Annotated in this window: 15 protein-coding genes, 1 tRNA gene and 3 pseudogenes; 14 read left to right on the forward strand and 5 right to left on the reverse strand. The window is 68.0% G+C overall.

The window, feature by feature from the left end:
- Positions 1-23 precede the first annotated feature (23 nt).
- From L1066_RS24490 to L1066_RS24500, 3 pseudogenes are all read left to right on the forward strand, one after another.
- Positions 24-1,261 (forward strand): annotated as a pseudogene (locus L1066_RS24490) (beta-ketoacyl-[acyl-carrier-protein] synthase family protein).
- Positions 1,261-2,687: pseudogene (locus L1066_RS24495) on the forward strand (acyl-CoA carboxylase subunit beta). The pseudogenes L1066_RS24490 and L1066_RS24495 overlap by 1 nt, the downstream one beginning before the upstream one ends.
- A gap of 186 nt (positions 2,688-2,873) precedes the next feature.
- Positions 2,874-3,769 (forward strand): annotated as a pseudogene (locus L1066_RS24500) (crotonase/enoyl-CoA hydratase family protein).
- 34 nt (positions 3,770-3,803) lie between these two features.
- Here L1066_RS24500 and L1066_RS24505 read toward each other — a convergent pair.
- Positions 3,804-4,331: a DUF3145 domain-containing protein gene (locus tag L1066_RS24505; RefSeq protein WP_235738943.1), complete on the reverse strand. Its 528-nt coding sequence runs from the start codon at positions 4,329-4,331 to the stop codon at positions 3,804-3,806.
- Positions 4,332-4,496: 165 nt separating this feature from the next.
- Positions 4,497-5,402: an alpha/beta fold hydrolase gene (locus L1066_RS24510; protein WP_235738944.1), complete on the reverse strand. Its 906-nt coding sequence runs from the start codon at positions 5,400-5,402 to the stop codon at positions 4,497-4,499.
- Between the two features lie 103 nt (positions 5,403-5,505).
- Between L1066_RS24510 and L1066_RS24515 the strand changes: the two genes are divergently transcribed.
- Positions 5,506-6,024 carry a hypothetical protein gene (locus tag L1066_RS24515; RefSeq protein WP_235738945.1) on the forward strand — a complete coding sequence of 173 codons (519 nt, stop codon included), beginning with the start codon at positions 5,506-5,508 and terminating at the stop codon, positions 6,022-6,024.
- Between the two features lie 68 nt (positions 6,025-6,092).
- Positions 6,093-7,508: a serine/threonine-protein kinase gene (locus tag L1066_RS24520; RefSeq protein WP_235738946.1), complete on the forward strand. Its 1,416-nt coding sequence runs from the start codon at positions 6,093-6,095 to the stop codon at positions 7,506-7,508.
- Between the two features lie 2 nt (positions 7,509-7,510).
- On the opposite strand, the gene L1066_RS24525 is transcribed toward L1066_RS24520, so the two are convergent.
- Positions 7,511-7,613 (reverse strand) — tRNA-Ile (locus L1066_RS24525).
- Positions 7,614-7,699: 86 nt separating this feature from the next.
- On the opposite strand from L1066_RS24525, the gene L1066_RS24530 reads away from it, so the two are divergent.
- Positions 7,700-8,953: a tyrosine-type recombinase/integrase gene (locus L1066_RS24530; RefSeq protein WP_235738947.1), complete on the forward strand. Its 1,254-nt coding sequence runs from the start codon at positions 7,700-7,702 to the stop codon at positions 8,951-8,953.
- On the opposite strand, the gene L1066_RS24535 is transcribed toward L1066_RS24530, so the two are convergent.
- Together L1066_RS24535 and L1066_RS24540 are read right to left on the reverse strand one after the other, a co-directional pair.
- Positions 8,950-9,369, reverse strand: a complete 420-nt coding sequence (locus L1066_RS24535) for a hypothetical protein (RefSeq protein WP_235738948.1) — start codon at positions 9,367-9,369, stop codon at positions 8,950-8,952. The two genes, L1066_RS24530 and L1066_RS24535, sit on opposite strands and share 4 nt — an antisense overlap.
- A 34-nt stretch (positions 9,370-9,403) precedes the next feature.
- Positions 9,404-9,841, reverse strand: a complete 438-nt coding sequence (locus L1066_RS24540; protein WP_235738949.1) for a hypothetical protein — start codon at positions 9,839-9,841, stop codon at positions 9,404-9,406.
- 91 nt (positions 9,842-9,932) lie between these two features.
- Between L1066_RS24540 and L1066_RS24545 the strand changes: the two genes are divergently transcribed.
- The 8 genes from L1066_RS24545 (at position 9,933) to L1066_RS24580 (ending at position 12,895) form a co-directional block, all read left to right on the forward strand.
- On the forward strand, positions 9,933-10,154 hold the full coding sequence (locus L1066_RS24545; RefSeq protein WP_235738950.1) for a helix-turn-helix transcriptional regulator: 222 nt from the start codon (positions 9,933-9,935) through the stop codon (positions 10,152-10,154).
- Between the two features lie 34 nt (positions 10,155-10,188).
- Complete coding sequence (locus L1066_RS24550) at positions 10,189-10,359, forward strand: hypothetical protein (protein WP_235738951.1); 171 nt, start codon at positions 10,189-10,191, stop codon at positions 10,357-10,359.
- A complete protein-coding gene (locus tag L1066_RS24555) occupies positions 10,356-11,009 on the forward strand; it encodes a hypothetical protein (protein WP_235738952.1) in 654 nt (217 codons plus the stop codon). The genes L1066_RS24550 and L1066_RS24555 overlap by 4 nt, the downstream gene beginning before the upstream one ends.
- On the forward strand, positions 11,006-11,308 hold the full coding sequence (locus L1066_RS24560) for a hypothetical protein (protein WP_235738953.1): 303 nt from the start codon (positions 11,006-11,008) through the stop codon (positions 11,306-11,308). The genes L1066_RS24555 and L1066_RS24560 overlap by 4 nt, the downstream gene beginning before the upstream one ends.
- Positions 11,305-11,895 carry a hypothetical protein gene (locus L1066_RS24565; RefSeq protein WP_235738954.1) on the forward strand — a complete coding sequence of 197 codons (591 nt, stop codon included), beginning with the start codon at positions 11,305-11,307 and terminating at the stop codon, positions 11,893-11,895. Before L1066_RS24560 ends, L1066_RS24565 begins: the two co-directional genes overlap by 4 nt.
- Positions 11,892-12,221, forward strand: coding sequence for a hypothetical protein (locus tag L1066_RS24570; protein ID WP_235738955.1), 330 nt, complete (start codon positions 11,892-11,894; stop codon positions 12,219-12,221). The genes L1066_RS24565 and L1066_RS24570 overlap by 4 nt, the downstream gene beginning before the upstream one ends.
- Positions 12,222-12,299: 78 nt before the next feature.
- Positions 12,300-12,479 (forward strand): hypothetical protein, encoded by a 180-nt coding sequence (locus L1066_RS24575; protein WP_235738956.1) that lies wholly within the window; start codon positions 12,300-12,302, stop codon positions 12,477-12,479.
- A gap of 191 nt (positions 12,480-12,670) precedes the next feature.
- The gene (locus tag L1066_RS24580) at positions 12,671-12,895 is read left to right on the forward strand and encodes a hypothetical protein (protein WP_235738957.1); all 225 of its coding nucleotides are present in this window, start codon (positions 12,671-12,673) and stop codon (positions 12,893-12,895) included.
- Positions 12,896-13,149 lie beyond the last annotated feature (254 nt).

Genomic DNA, 13,149 nt, shown 5'->3' on the forward strand with positions numbered 1-13,149 from the left:
CCCATCATCATTCAAGGAGCCTCATGTCTCTCAAGCGCGTAGTCGTGACCGGTCTCGGCACCACGAACCCCCTCGGCGGGGACGTCGCATCCACCTGGACCGCGATGCTGGCCGGCAAGTCCGGCATCCGCACGCTCGAGGACGACGTGGTGGCTGAGCTTCCGGTGAAGATCGGCGGCCGTGTCGCCGTCGAACCCACCGAGGTGCTCGACCGGGTGAAGGCCCGCCGGCTCGACCGGTCGGCACAGTTCGCCCTGGTCGCAGCCCAGGAGGCGTGGGCGGACGCAGGTCTCGAGGGTGCCGACATCGACGGCACCCGGCTCGGTGTGGCCGTGGCGTCCGGCATCGGTGGTGTCACCACCTTGCTGGCCAACTACGACACCCTTCTGCAGAAGGGCCCGCGCCGGGTCTCCCCGCTGTCGGTGCCGATGCTCATGCCCAACGCCCCGGCTGCCAACATTGCCCTTGCATACGGCGCCAAGGGTGCGGTCAACGCCCCCACCTCTGCCTGCGCCTCCGGCAACGAGGCGATCTCGATGGCCATCGACCAGATCCGGCTCGGCCGTGCCGACATCGTGATCGCCGGTGGCACCGAAGCAGCGATCCACCCCTCCCGATGGCTGCCTTCGCGCAGATGATGGCGCTGTCGAAGAACCCCGGCGACCCCACCACCGTCTCGCGCCCGTGGGACATCGGCCGCGACGGCTTCGTGCTCGGCGAAGGGTCCGGCATCCTGGTGCTGGAGTCCGAGGAGCACGCCCTGGCCCGCGGTGCGCGTATCCACGCGGTCGTGCTCGGCGCCGGCATCAGCAATGACGCCCACGACATCGCCCAGCCCGACCCCGAGGGCCGCGGTGGCACCCGTGCCATCCAGCTGGCGATCCAGAACGGCGAGTTCGACCCGGCCGACGTGGTCCACGTCAACGCCCACGCCACCTCCACCCCGCAGGGTGACGTGGCCGAGGGCCTGATGCTGCACGCCACACTCGGCGCCCAGGCCACCAACGCCGTGGTGACCAGCACCAAGTCGATGACCGGCCACCTGCTGGGTGGCGCCGGCGCGCTCGAGGCCGTGGCCACCGTGCTCGCGATCCGCGACCGGGTCAGCCCGCCGACGATCAACCTGGACGACCAGGACCCTGCCGTCGAGCTCGACATCCCGACCAAGGCTCGCGACCTGCCGGCCGGCGACATCGTCGCGCTCAACAACTCGTTCGGATTCGGTGGCGCCAACGTGGCCGTCGCCTTCGGGAGCATCTGATGACCGCCACCGCTGCCGCCACCAAGCCTCCGCGCGAAGAGGACCCGCGTCACCCGCTGCACCGTCTCGGCGCACTCCTCGACGACGGGTCCGTCCAGCCGATCACCGCGCTCGACGACTCCGGCGTGCTCGCCGTCACCGGCACCGTGTCCGGTGCGCCGGTCGTCGCCTTCTGCAGTGACCCCACCATCATGGGTGGCGCCATGGGCGAGGTCGGTTGCAAGGCCGTCGTGGCGGCGTACGCCGAAGCGATGCGTCAGCAGGTGCCGATCATCGGGCTGTGGCACTCCGGTGGTGCTCGCCTCGCAGAGGGGTGCTCTCACTGCACGCCGTCGGCGAGATCTTCCACGCGATGACCCAGGCCTCGGGCAAGATCCCGCAGATCTCCGTGGTGCTCGGCCCCGCTGCCGGTGGCGCCGCCTACGGACCCGCACTGACCGACGTCGTGATCCTCGGCCCTGAGGGCCGCATCTTCGTGACCGGACCCGACGTGGTGCGCTCGGTCACCGGCGAAGACGTCGACATGCTGCGCCTCGGTGGGCCCGAGCCCCACGGTCGACGCAGCGGCGTGGTGCACCTGCTCACCGACTCCGAGGAGGAGGCACTGGGCCGGGCCCGCGAGGTCGCCAGCCTGCTCGGCGTCCAGGGCCAGCTCGACGTCGAGGCCGTCACCGACACCGACCTCGAGGCATTGCTGCCGGAGTCGAAGAAGCGTGCCTACGACGTGCACCCCCTGGTCGAGACCCTGCTCGACGAGGGCACGGCCCTGGAGCTGCACGGCCGTTGGGCGCCCAACATCGTCACTGCACTCGGTCGCCTGGGTGGGCGCACCGTCGGAGTGATCGCCAACAACCCCCTGCGTCTCGGCGGTTGCCTCGACTCCCTCTCCGCCGAGAAGGCCTCGCGTTTCGTGCGCATGTGCGATGCGTTCGGGGTGCCGTTGGTCGTCGTCGTCGACGTGCCGGGCTACCTTCCCGGTGTCGGGCAGGAGTGGGACGGCGTCGTCCGCCGCGGAGCCAAGTTGTTGCACGCCTTCGGCGAGGCCGTCGTCCCCCGGGTCACGCTGGTCACCCGCAAGACCTACGGCGGTGCCTACATCGCAATGAACTCGCGCTCCCTGGGCGCGACGAAGGTCTATGCCTGGCCCGGCGCCGAGGTGGCCGTGATGGGCCCCGTCGCAGCGGTCCGCATCCTGCACCGTCGCAAGCTGGCCGAGGTCGCCCCCGACATCCGTCCCGCGGTGGAGGCCGAACTGGCCGCTGAGCACGAACGGATCGCCGGTGGCGTCGACAAGGCCGTCGAGATCGGCGTCGTCGACGAGGTGCTCTCCCCCGAGGTCACCCGCTCCACGATCGCCAAGGCCCTCGCCGACGCCGCCACCAGCAGCAGCCCAGCCCGCGGCGCTCACGGCAACATCCCGCTCTGAGACCCACGGATCCCACGGGCCACATCGGCCACAAGATTCCCCGCCCGGGCGGGGAATTGGGTTCCTGTGGGCCGTAGCCACACACACCAAGCACTCAGTTCCGTCACACAGTTGCCGGAGCTGGGTGCTTGTGGTGTTCCTGCCCGCGCCGCCCCGGCCCGTACGGCGCCTCGATAGCCTGCGCGCATGAGCCAGATCCCCGCCTACGACACCATCCGCTACGAGATCGCCGACCGCGTGCTCACGCTGACCCTCGACCGGCCGGAGGAGCTCAACTCCTTCACCGTTCAGATGGCCGACGAACTGGAGCACGCCTTCCGACGCGCGAGCACCGACGACGAGGTCGGCGCGATCGTGGTGACCGGCGAGGGGCGAGCGTTCTGCGCGGGCATGGACCTCACGAAGGAGGGCAACGTCTTCGGACTCGACGAGGACGCTGCACCGACGCTCGACGACATGCAACATCGGATGACCGAGCCGGGCATCCAGGTGGGTGTCCGCGACACGGGAGGCCGCGTCGCCCTGGCCATCTACGACTGCCTCAAGCCCGTGATCGGCGCAATCAACGGCGCTGCCGTGGGCATCGGCGCCACGATGACCCTCCCGATGGATGTGCGTCTCGCCTCGACGAAGGCGCGCATCGGCTTCGTCTTCGGAAGGCTCGGCATCACGCCCGAAGCCACCTCGACGTGGTTCCTCCCCGCATCGTCGGCATGCCGACCGCGTTGGAGTGGGTCTATTCGTCCGACATCCTCGACGCACGGACCGCACTGGAGGGTGGGCTGCTGCGCTCGGTGCACGAACCGGAGGAGTTGCTCGATGCCGCCCACACGCTGGCCCACTCATTCATCGATGACCGCTCACCCGTGGCGATCGCCCTGACTCGCCAGATGATGTATCGCAACAGCGCTGCCGACCACCCGCTCGTTGCCCACCAGGTCGACTCGCTCGCGATCTACTACGCCTCGTTGGCCGACGGCAAGGAGGGCGTCCGCGCCTTCCTCGAGAAGCGGGCCCCGGAGTTCACCGGGCGCACGTCGCAGATGCCGCCGTTCTTTCCTTGGTACCAGCCGACGCAGTGAGACGCCCGGTCCACCATCTGTCGGCGAGGTCGGGTCAGACGACCTGGTGCAGCCAACGCACCGGGGCGCCGTCGCCGGCGTACCGGAAGGTCTCGAGCTCGTCGTCCCAGGCCTTGCCGAGCAACTTGTCGACCTCGTTGGGCAGGGTCGTGTCTCCGAGCGCGGCCTTCACCACCGCCGCCTTGAGTCGGTCCTCGGGGATCATGATGTCTCCGTGGAGCCCGGTGACGGCGTGGAAGATCCCGAGTTCCGGGGTGTAGGAATAGCGGGCGCCCTCGGCCCCCGACGACGGCTCCTCAGTGATCTCGAAGCGGAGGTGGTTCCACCCGCGCAGCGCTGAGGCGACGGCGGCCGCCGTACCGACACCGCCGGCCCAGGAGAACTCGGCACGGTAGGCACCAGCCTGTGCCGGTTGCGGCGTCCATTCGAGGTTCACGGCAACGCCAAGGACACCACCGAGTGCCCATTCGACGTGGGGGCACAGCGCCGACGGCGCCGAGTGCACGTAGAACATGCCACGGGTCGCCGAGGAAGCGGTGGTGCGGTTGTGGTTCGTGCTCATGGTGGGCTCCTCCATCTCCGGCGTCGAGACACGCCTTCCCCAGCAGCCTCGAAACTTGGAGCGGTTGGATCCGCCACGCACACGTATGAAGTTGAGTGGGTCCATTGTGACCCATGAGACGCGATCACACCAGTGAAACACGCGTGATTCACAGCTCGTACGTCGTCACTCGGTATGCGCGCGCAGGCCCAGCAGGGTTCCGAGCACCTCCTCGGCGACTCCGAGGCCGCCGAGGTGCGACTCCCCGTCTATGGTGAGCAGCTCCGCGTCGGTCAGCAACTCCACCACGTGCTCGCCGTGCGAGAACGGCACGATGTGGTCGGCGGCGCCGTGCCACCACCGCACTGGCACCTCGACGTCGGCGACTCGAAAGCCCCAGTCTCGGGTGAAGAGCACCAGGTCGTTGAGCGGCGCCGAGGTCTGGAACCGCGATCCATTGAGCAGGTCGTCGAGGAACATCGCCTTGAACTCTGGGCGCGAGAGCAGGTTCCGATCACCGTCGGGCTGCAGTGCTGCATACAGGTCGAGCCCCGGACCGGCCCATGGTTTCACCAACCGGATCATCTGGGTCAGGGCGATCCCGAGGGGCACCCGAAGCGCCCGGATCGCGGGTGCCAGGGTGACCGCCAGCTCGATCAGACCGCCCTCGGTCGCCTCCGGACCGACGGTCGGTCCCACGCCGCCCAGCACCGCAACCCCGTCGACCCGGTCTGCCAGCGCGTGTGCGCCAGCCAACACGTAGGGCCCGCCGCCTGAGAGCCCGATCAGGTGCATCCGCTCGATCCCGAGCGTGTTGGCGAAGATCTCCAGGTCTGCGGTCCAGTCATGGATGTCGCGATAGAGGTGTGGGGTCGAGGATCCGATCCCCGGGCGGTCGATGCCGATCAGTCGGATCCCTTGGCGCGCGGCGTACACCCTGGCCTCGACGGGGATCTGTCGGCGGGCGCCGGGCGTGCCGTGCATCCAGATGACCGCAGGGCCGTGGGTGGTGCCGTGCTCCGCGAAGCTCAGGCGACGACCGTCGCGCACAGCGACGGTTCCTTCCACCACGGGACGCTCGAGACTGATCATGCGGGCATCATGCAACAGCGACCACCACCTGGGCAGGCGTCCCACAGCGTGAACCCGGGCGATTTTTCCTTCGCCACGGCCTCGGACTACATAAGGTGTGGCCATGGAAGCCGCTCCCGTCGCCAGCGACGAGCTCGAGGTCAGTCGCCGGCGCTGGTGGCGATGGTTGTGGATCCCGGTCCTGGCCGTCGTGGTCGGCGCCGCTTGGTGGTGGGCCTTCCATCCCACGGGCCTACCCACCTCCGACGCGGTGGTCACGGCGACCGTGAAGTCGGGCCAGACCGTCTATCTCGGCGTACCGAGCGGGGAGACCAAGGCGCGCACCCTCTCACTCCACTCCGTCGAAGCCTCCTCCGACGGTGGCGAGGTCACCTTCTGGGTGTGCCACGGCGGTTCGATCTCCAGCACCACCCGGCCGGAGCCCTTCTGCGCGGACTGGACGGGCGCCAAGGACGCCGAGCTGAAGCTGGCCGACGGCGATCAGTTGGTGGTGGCGGTGACCTCGGACTCCCCGGCATCGTGGCCGTCGGCCGGGTCGAGATCGACTTCAGCGACGGACTCCAGCGTGGCACCAGCGACTTCGGGCCGACCTACGAGGTTGAGTTCCTTGGCTGACCCCTGACGTAGCCTCTTCCTCGGAGCACCGCTGCCCTTGCGGGTTGCGGCTGGAGGACACAGGACGAGGTGGGGATGGAGCAGTTGGTCGCGGGGCGATACGCCCTGCTTCGCGAGGTGGGCCGCGGCGGCATGGGCGCGGTCTGGCTCGCCCATGACGAGTTGCTCAACCGCGAGGTCGCGCTCAAGCGGCTGGCTGCGCGCGACGGCCTCGGCGAGACCGAGGAGCGCGTCCGGCGCGAGGCCCGGGTCTCCGCGATGCTCAACCACTCCGGCGTGGTCACCGTCTACGACCTGGCTGATGCCGGCGACGAGATCTGGCTCGTGATGGAGTACGTCGACTCGGTCACCCTCTCGGGGCTGGTGCGCGACGTGGGGCCACTCAGCCCGGACCACTCCGCCGCCCTGATCGCGCAGGCTGCCGACGCGTTGGCCGTGGCCCACGAGGCGGGCATCGTGCACCGCGACGTCAAACCGGGCAACATGCTCGTCACCCGCGATGGTCACCTCAAACTCGGTGACTTCGGCATCGCCCGCACCGGCAGCGACGCCTCACTGACCGCAACCGGCTTGGTCACCGGCTCCCCCGGCTACCTCGCACCCGAGGTTGCCGCGGGCTCCTCCGCGACAGCTGCGAGCGACGTCTGGTCGCTCGGCGCCTCGATCTTCCACACCCTCACTGGCAAGCCGCCCTTCGACACCAGCGACAACCTCATGGGCGCGCTCTATCGCCTCGTCCACGAGGAGCCCCCGCGTACCGACCGCGCCGGCTGGCTCGAACCGGCGCTGCGCGGCACCATGGAGCGCGACCCGCAGCAGCGGTGGTCAGCCCAGCAGGTGCATGCCTTCCTCAAGGACGGCCCGGACGCGCACCCTCCGCAGGGCCGCAGCGCGATGCTGCCACCAGTGCCATCAGCCGAGGGCCCTGAAACTGCGGCACACTCGCCGCAGCCCAGTGGCGACGTACCCACGCAACAGACGCAGGTGATCCGCACCAACGGCAGGAACAGCAGGGGCACGACGCTCATCGCCCTGGTCGCGGTCGTCCTGGTCGCTGCGCTGGGCATCGGCGCGTGGCTCGTCCTCCGCGGTGGCGACGACGACAACTCGAGTGAAGGAGTCGGAGAGGAAACGTCTGCGACCACTCCTCCGGGCCAGAGCACCACCCCTCCGGCGATCGCAACGCCTGATGCGGCCGACATGGAACAGTTCGTCGCTGACTACCTGAGCACGGTCACCAGCGACACCAAGGCCGGGTTCGACCTGCTGACGCCCGAATACCAGCAGGAGAGCAACGGCTTGAAGGGATATCGCAGCTGGTGGCGGCAGGTCCGCTCGGCCGATCTTCTCCAGGTCGATGCCCAGGCAGAGGAGCTCAGCGTCAGCTACCGGGTCCGCTACGACATGAAGCAGGGGCCCGACAGGGTCGAGAACATCACCCTCGACCTGGCGTTCGACGACGGCGAGTACCGAATCGCCGGCACGAGATGAACTGGTAGGCCGGGCGGGGCTCGAACCCGCGCGTGGGAGGTTATGAGTCTCCTGCTGAGCCGTCAGAATCTGCGGTCCTGAGCGTGAATCAGGGTCAGCCGACCTCGTCCGGGGGCGCGCGATTGGCTAACGTATAGGCTAACGTTTCCAAGTAGACTGAGGCCACCGAACCGACACCAACGGAGGCCCCTATGCCGCCCAAGAAGCGCACCCGCAGAACAAAGGGCACCGGTGGCGTCTACCAGCGCCAGTCCGACGGCATGTGGTGCGCGTCGATCGAGCTGCCATCCGATACCCCCAACAAGCGCCGCCGCAAGGTCATCGTCCGGGCGCGCAAGGCCGACGTCGTCGACGAGCTGCGCAAGGCCCATCGAGACCTGGCCAAGTCAGGCGACCTGGCCACCGCTTCCCCCACCGTCTCCCAGTGGTGCGATCTGTGGTGGAAGCGCTACGGGCTGAAGCGGCTCAAGGTCTCCACCCGCCCCGACTACACCACCAAGATCGAGCACTACATCAAGCCGTCCATCGGCCGCGTCCGACTCGACCGCCTCAACGGCGGGCACATCAAACAGATGCACGAGTACGTCACCGACACCAAGGGCCTGTCTGGCGCGTCGGCGCTCGGTGCTCACCGCGTGCTGTCCTCCATGCTGGCCGACGCCCTCAAGGAGGGCCGCATCACCCAGAACCCGGCCCTGGTCGCTGACAAGCCGCGGGTGGCCAAGAAGAAGAAGCAGTACCTCGAGAACGCAGAGGCGGCGCAGCTGCTCGTCTCCGTTCGCGACGACCCCTACCAGGCCGCACGCTGGGGCATGGCGCTGCTCACCGGGAAGCGTCAAGGTGAGTGTCTAGGCATCACCCGCGACATGATCGACTTCGACAACGACGCGATCACCATCGCCTGGCAGCTGCAGCGGCTCCGCTATAACCACGGCTGCCTCGATGAGTCCGGCGAGGCGACCTGTGGCCGCAAGCGCGGCGGATCCTGTCCGAAGCGGTACATCGAGATCCCCGACGACCAGGACCACATTCACCTCGAGGGTGCGTTCTACCTGCTGCGCCCCAAGTCCACGTCGTCGTGGCACGTCCTGCCGATGCTTGGTCCGCTGCGGCGCCTGCTCGAGGAGCAGATCGAGGCCAACCCGCCCGGGCAGCACGGCCTCATCTTCACGCGACCGGACGGGCGACCGGCGGACCCATCGGTGGACTCGGCCGACTGGGACCGAGCACTCAAGGCAGCCGGGCTGCCGGATGTCACCCTGCACTCGGCCCGGCACTCCTGCAACACCATCCTGACCGAGCTCGGCGTGTCCGTCGACGTGCGCCAGTCGATGCTCGGCCACGCGTCACGCGCCGTCAACGAGGCGGTCTACACCCACACCTCCGACGTCCGGGTGGCCGATGCCATGAAGGCGCTCGGGGCGGCGCTGCTGCCTGAGGGCTAGATCTCCTCGAGTCGTCGGGTCAGGTAGTGCCGCTCGGCCGGGTGCAGCCAGCGGAGCCGGTCCCGCAGTACGCCGGCGTCGACGTTGAGTTCGTACGCCGCCTCGTCGTTGTCGCGCGCCCATGCCATCGCCTCGCCGATCGCGCGCACGTCAGGCAACATCAGGCGTGCCGTCTCGCGTCGTACGGCGTTCTCGTGGCGGTCATAGTGCCCTGCGAGAACGGGTCCGTGCTCGGCGTGCAGGCACTCGTGCAGGATCGTGCAACGCCGCTGCTCCCACGTCAGATCGGCGCGGAGGCTGATCTGGCGGGCTGCATACCGCGTCACGCCCATCCGTGCGTCGGCCAGCGGGTCGTGCCAGTGAAGCGTCCAGTCCCCCAGTGCCCGCAGCCTGCGCCACGGATTCATGTCCCCCATGGCCGGGACCGTAGCCACACCCCCGACATTTAGGTCAGTCCTCGCCCAATGTCGGCTTCCCGCCCTCATCTCGGGCAGCATCTTCACGGACCTGGGATGCCCGCTCTTGAAAGAGCCTTCGCTTCTCCTCCAGGGAGATCGGTCCGTCGGCAACAGGCCCTGACGCCCCCTGCTCGATCCTCTTGATGAGTCGAACCGCGTCGGCGTCCAGGGCGTCGAGCGCCTCGTCTAGGGTCAGAAGCCCCGCCACCACGAACGCCTCGAGAGGGTTGCGTCCATACGCACGAGCGAGGGCGGCAAGGCTGCCGGGCGTTAGGTCAAGCTTGCATCCACGCCAGCGGCCCACGAGCGTGCCTGCCACGCGCGATCCAGGGTTGCGCTCATTGATGGCCTTGGCGATCGCTTGGTGCTGAGTTTCGGGCCCGGCGAGGGCGTCGATATACAGCGCTACGGCTTCCCTGCTCGTGTTCATGGTGCAGAGAATACGGGCATACATACATGCGTGTCTATAAATGTGCGTGTCGCCTTGCGGGGACATACGTACGTGTATGTATGGTGGCGTCATGAAGATCACTCCTAAGCCCGGCGTCCTCTACGCCGTCCGCTCCCAGCGGGACATCAGCCGCGACGAACTCGCGCGACAGATGGGAGTCACTCCGCAGACGGCCTACCGGGTCGAGTCCGGGCGAGTAGACCCCTCTCCTAGGTTCATCGCGGCCCTCATGGTTCTCACTGGCGCCCCCTTCGAGTCCCTGTTTGAACTCATCGCCGAGGACGCGGCCTGATGGCCTCCCCGTCTTCGCCTTCGTCTCCTGCTCAATGGCCGGAGCAATCGAAGCCACCGGAATTGGTGAGACCAAGATCAAGGAAGCGATCGCCAACAGTGACCTGATCGCCCACTACAACGGCACGAAGCTCGTCATCCGGGCTGCCGACCTCGATGAGTGGATCCGGTCGCTTCCAACCGAGAACCCGAGGCGGTCGGCATGATCGTGGAGCGCACACCCAACCGCGAGCCGCGCATCGCCCAATTCATGGAAGGCGAGCGCCAAGCTATCGCCGAATGCTTTGGCGATGAGCACTGGGCAAAGATCAGTGAGTGGATCGAGAGCCTCCCGTGGACCAGTAACGCCGACTCGGCACTGGCTATCGCGGCGGACTATCTACTCGGCCCCAAGCAGCTCGATGCCGAAGAGTCTGCGCGCCTCGTCGCGGCACGCAGGACGATCGCGTCACTCTCCCGGCATGAGCATGCATCAGTCGTCGCCCAGCGCATGGGGATTCGCCAGGAGGAGGCGGAGCGCTGGATAGAAAGTCTTCGCGAAGAAGGTGGGTCCGAGTCGGCGACTCTCGACCAACCGTGCGCGCTTTACCGACACTTCGACTCATCGGGAGCACTGCTCTATGTCGGCATCTCCGGGCGGCCCGAACTGCGCGCCGAGCAGCACCGGACTCGATCCCCGTGGTGGCGGTTCGTCTCCCGCTCTGAAGTTGCGTGGCTTTCTTCGCGAAGAGAGGCCGAGGCGGCAGAGCGGGCCGCGATCCAGGGCGAGGAGCCCGTGTTCAACCGAACCCACAATGCCCGCCAGCGAGAGGCGAAAGTCGCCTACCTCTACCGGGCGTTGGAGTCATCGTCATGACCGCCCCACCCGGCACCCTCGACCGCCCCACGCTTTCCGGTGAGCGAATCACCGCAGGACACGACCTGGAAACCCGGAACGGCCAGCGCCGCTTCCTCTGCGCGGAACTCCGCATCGACCAGAGGGAGGCCCGCCGGCTGATCGCCGCCTACGAGGCCGACATCGCAGACGCCGTCCGCATCGGCAACGACACCGCCCGGTCCGACTTCGACTTCCTCGACTGGCTCATCCGCCAAGCACCGGGGCCGAAGCGGAACCGGTCCGTCATCAAGCACGGATGGAAGGAGACGAGCTCATGAGGAAGCACGCCAAGAACGCAGTCGACCAGCTCCACTCTCTCGGCTGCCATCTCGACCACGACGACCGCGAGCTGCACAAGGATCGCTGGGTTTTCACGCACCCGAATGCACCGGGTGAGACGTTCAAGATCAGCGACTTCTCGGGTGACGCCGCTTGCCGCAATGTCGTACGACGCGCCAAGGTGGCAGCCGGACTGGCTACGAGCGAGTCCGGCGAGAAGCGCAAGCCTCGGATCGACGCCCGAGCCAAGGCTGAGGCCGATGCCATTCGTTTGCGTCGTGAAGCACTGGCCGCCGCGAGGGAGTCGCAGCGGGCCGCGCAGGAGATCGCCCGGCTGGCAGAGGCGCGTCGTCGTCAGGTGACGTCGCTTGACCGGATGATGCGCGGCGTGCCTACGACGGGCGCAGCACCCTTGCCGCCCGAGGCGAAGTTCTCGATCCCCCAGCTGGCCGATGAGCTCGATGTCTCGGAGGCCGCGATCAAGCGGGCCATCGACGACGAGGTGCTTGAGGCGTACATGTGCAGCGGCGTCATCAAGGTCCGCGGCGCTGACGCCACGGCTTGGGCGCGCCGGAGGTCCGCATGACCACCGAGCAACTCGCCCTCCTGCCGCTGACTGAGCCTGACTACTCCCCAGACCTCACCATCGCTGAGCGCTTCGAGGCGTTCCACAGCGCGAACCCGCACGTGGCCGAGGCCCTCGAGGCTCTCGCGGCCGAGTGGCTGGCGCATCACCGCAAGGTGGGAGTCAAGGCGTTGGTGGAGCGTCTGCGCTGGGAGTCGGGCATCCAGACCCAAGGCGACGCGTACCGGATCAACAACTCGCTCGTCTCGCACTACGCCCGCTTGCTGATCGCTCGCCGCCCCGAGTGGGCCGAGCGCATCGAGACGCGGCGGCTGCACGCAGCCTGACCGCTTCACCCCACCCCCAGCCCGCCCCGCATCCCGCGCCGGGCGGGTTCTTTCATCTCACCTCAGGAGCACTCCCCTATGAGCGCCGCCACCAAGCGTCCCGTCGAGATCCCCGTCGACCGCCTCGAAGCTCTCGCGTTCAAGTACGGAGCGCCCATCACTCTCCCGCCGCCCATCAAGGGCGGGTGGGCACGAGCGACCGTCCAAGGCGTCGCCTACATCGCATGGCTGGCACCCGTGGGCCTCCCCGATGCGTGAGGACCTCGGCAGCCGCACCTTCGCCGACGCCGAACGCTGGCACGGCAACAACTTGCCTCCCCGGAGCGCCACGAGATCGACGACACCGACCTGGTGCGCGACGCGTCCGGCGACCACATGACTGCCGCCGAGATACAGGCGGACCTCGACCGACAAGCGGCCCTGATTCGGGCTGCGATGGAAGGAACACGATGAGCATCCCCGTGATCGACAAGATCTACTCCGATGGCGTCCGCGTCATCACCTACCGCACCGGCCACGCCAAGTGGCGGTCGGACTGCGACTACTGCGTGCGCCTCACAGTCCGCGAGGGCCGGAGGGTTGATCCGGCCACTGGATTCTTCCCGGACCATCAGGCGATGGCCGGTTGCCGGTCGGGTGGCCGCGACCACTGCACGTGCGATGGGTGCTTCTGATGAACCCCGACACCCTCGTCGCCGCCCTCATCCTGTCCGCCTGCGCGCTGGCGTTCATCGTCGGCTGCGTGGGTGCGGCTGCTGGGTGGTGGTCCGCGTGACGTTTCCCAAGTGCTCGATGACCGACTGCGGCAGGGAGATGCAGACCTTTGAAGGGTCGCCCGGATTTCGCTATTGCCCACACTGCGACCTGCGCCAGTGCACCCACTGCTCCGACGCCGTAGACGACTTCGGTGAATCCACCTGCGCCCGAC

Source organism: Nocardioides alcanivorans, from assembly GCF_021555175.1.
GTDB classification, from domain to species: domain Bacteria; phylum Actinomycetota; class Actinomycetes; order Propionibacteriales; family Nocardioidaceae; genus Nocardioides; species Nocardioides alcanivorans.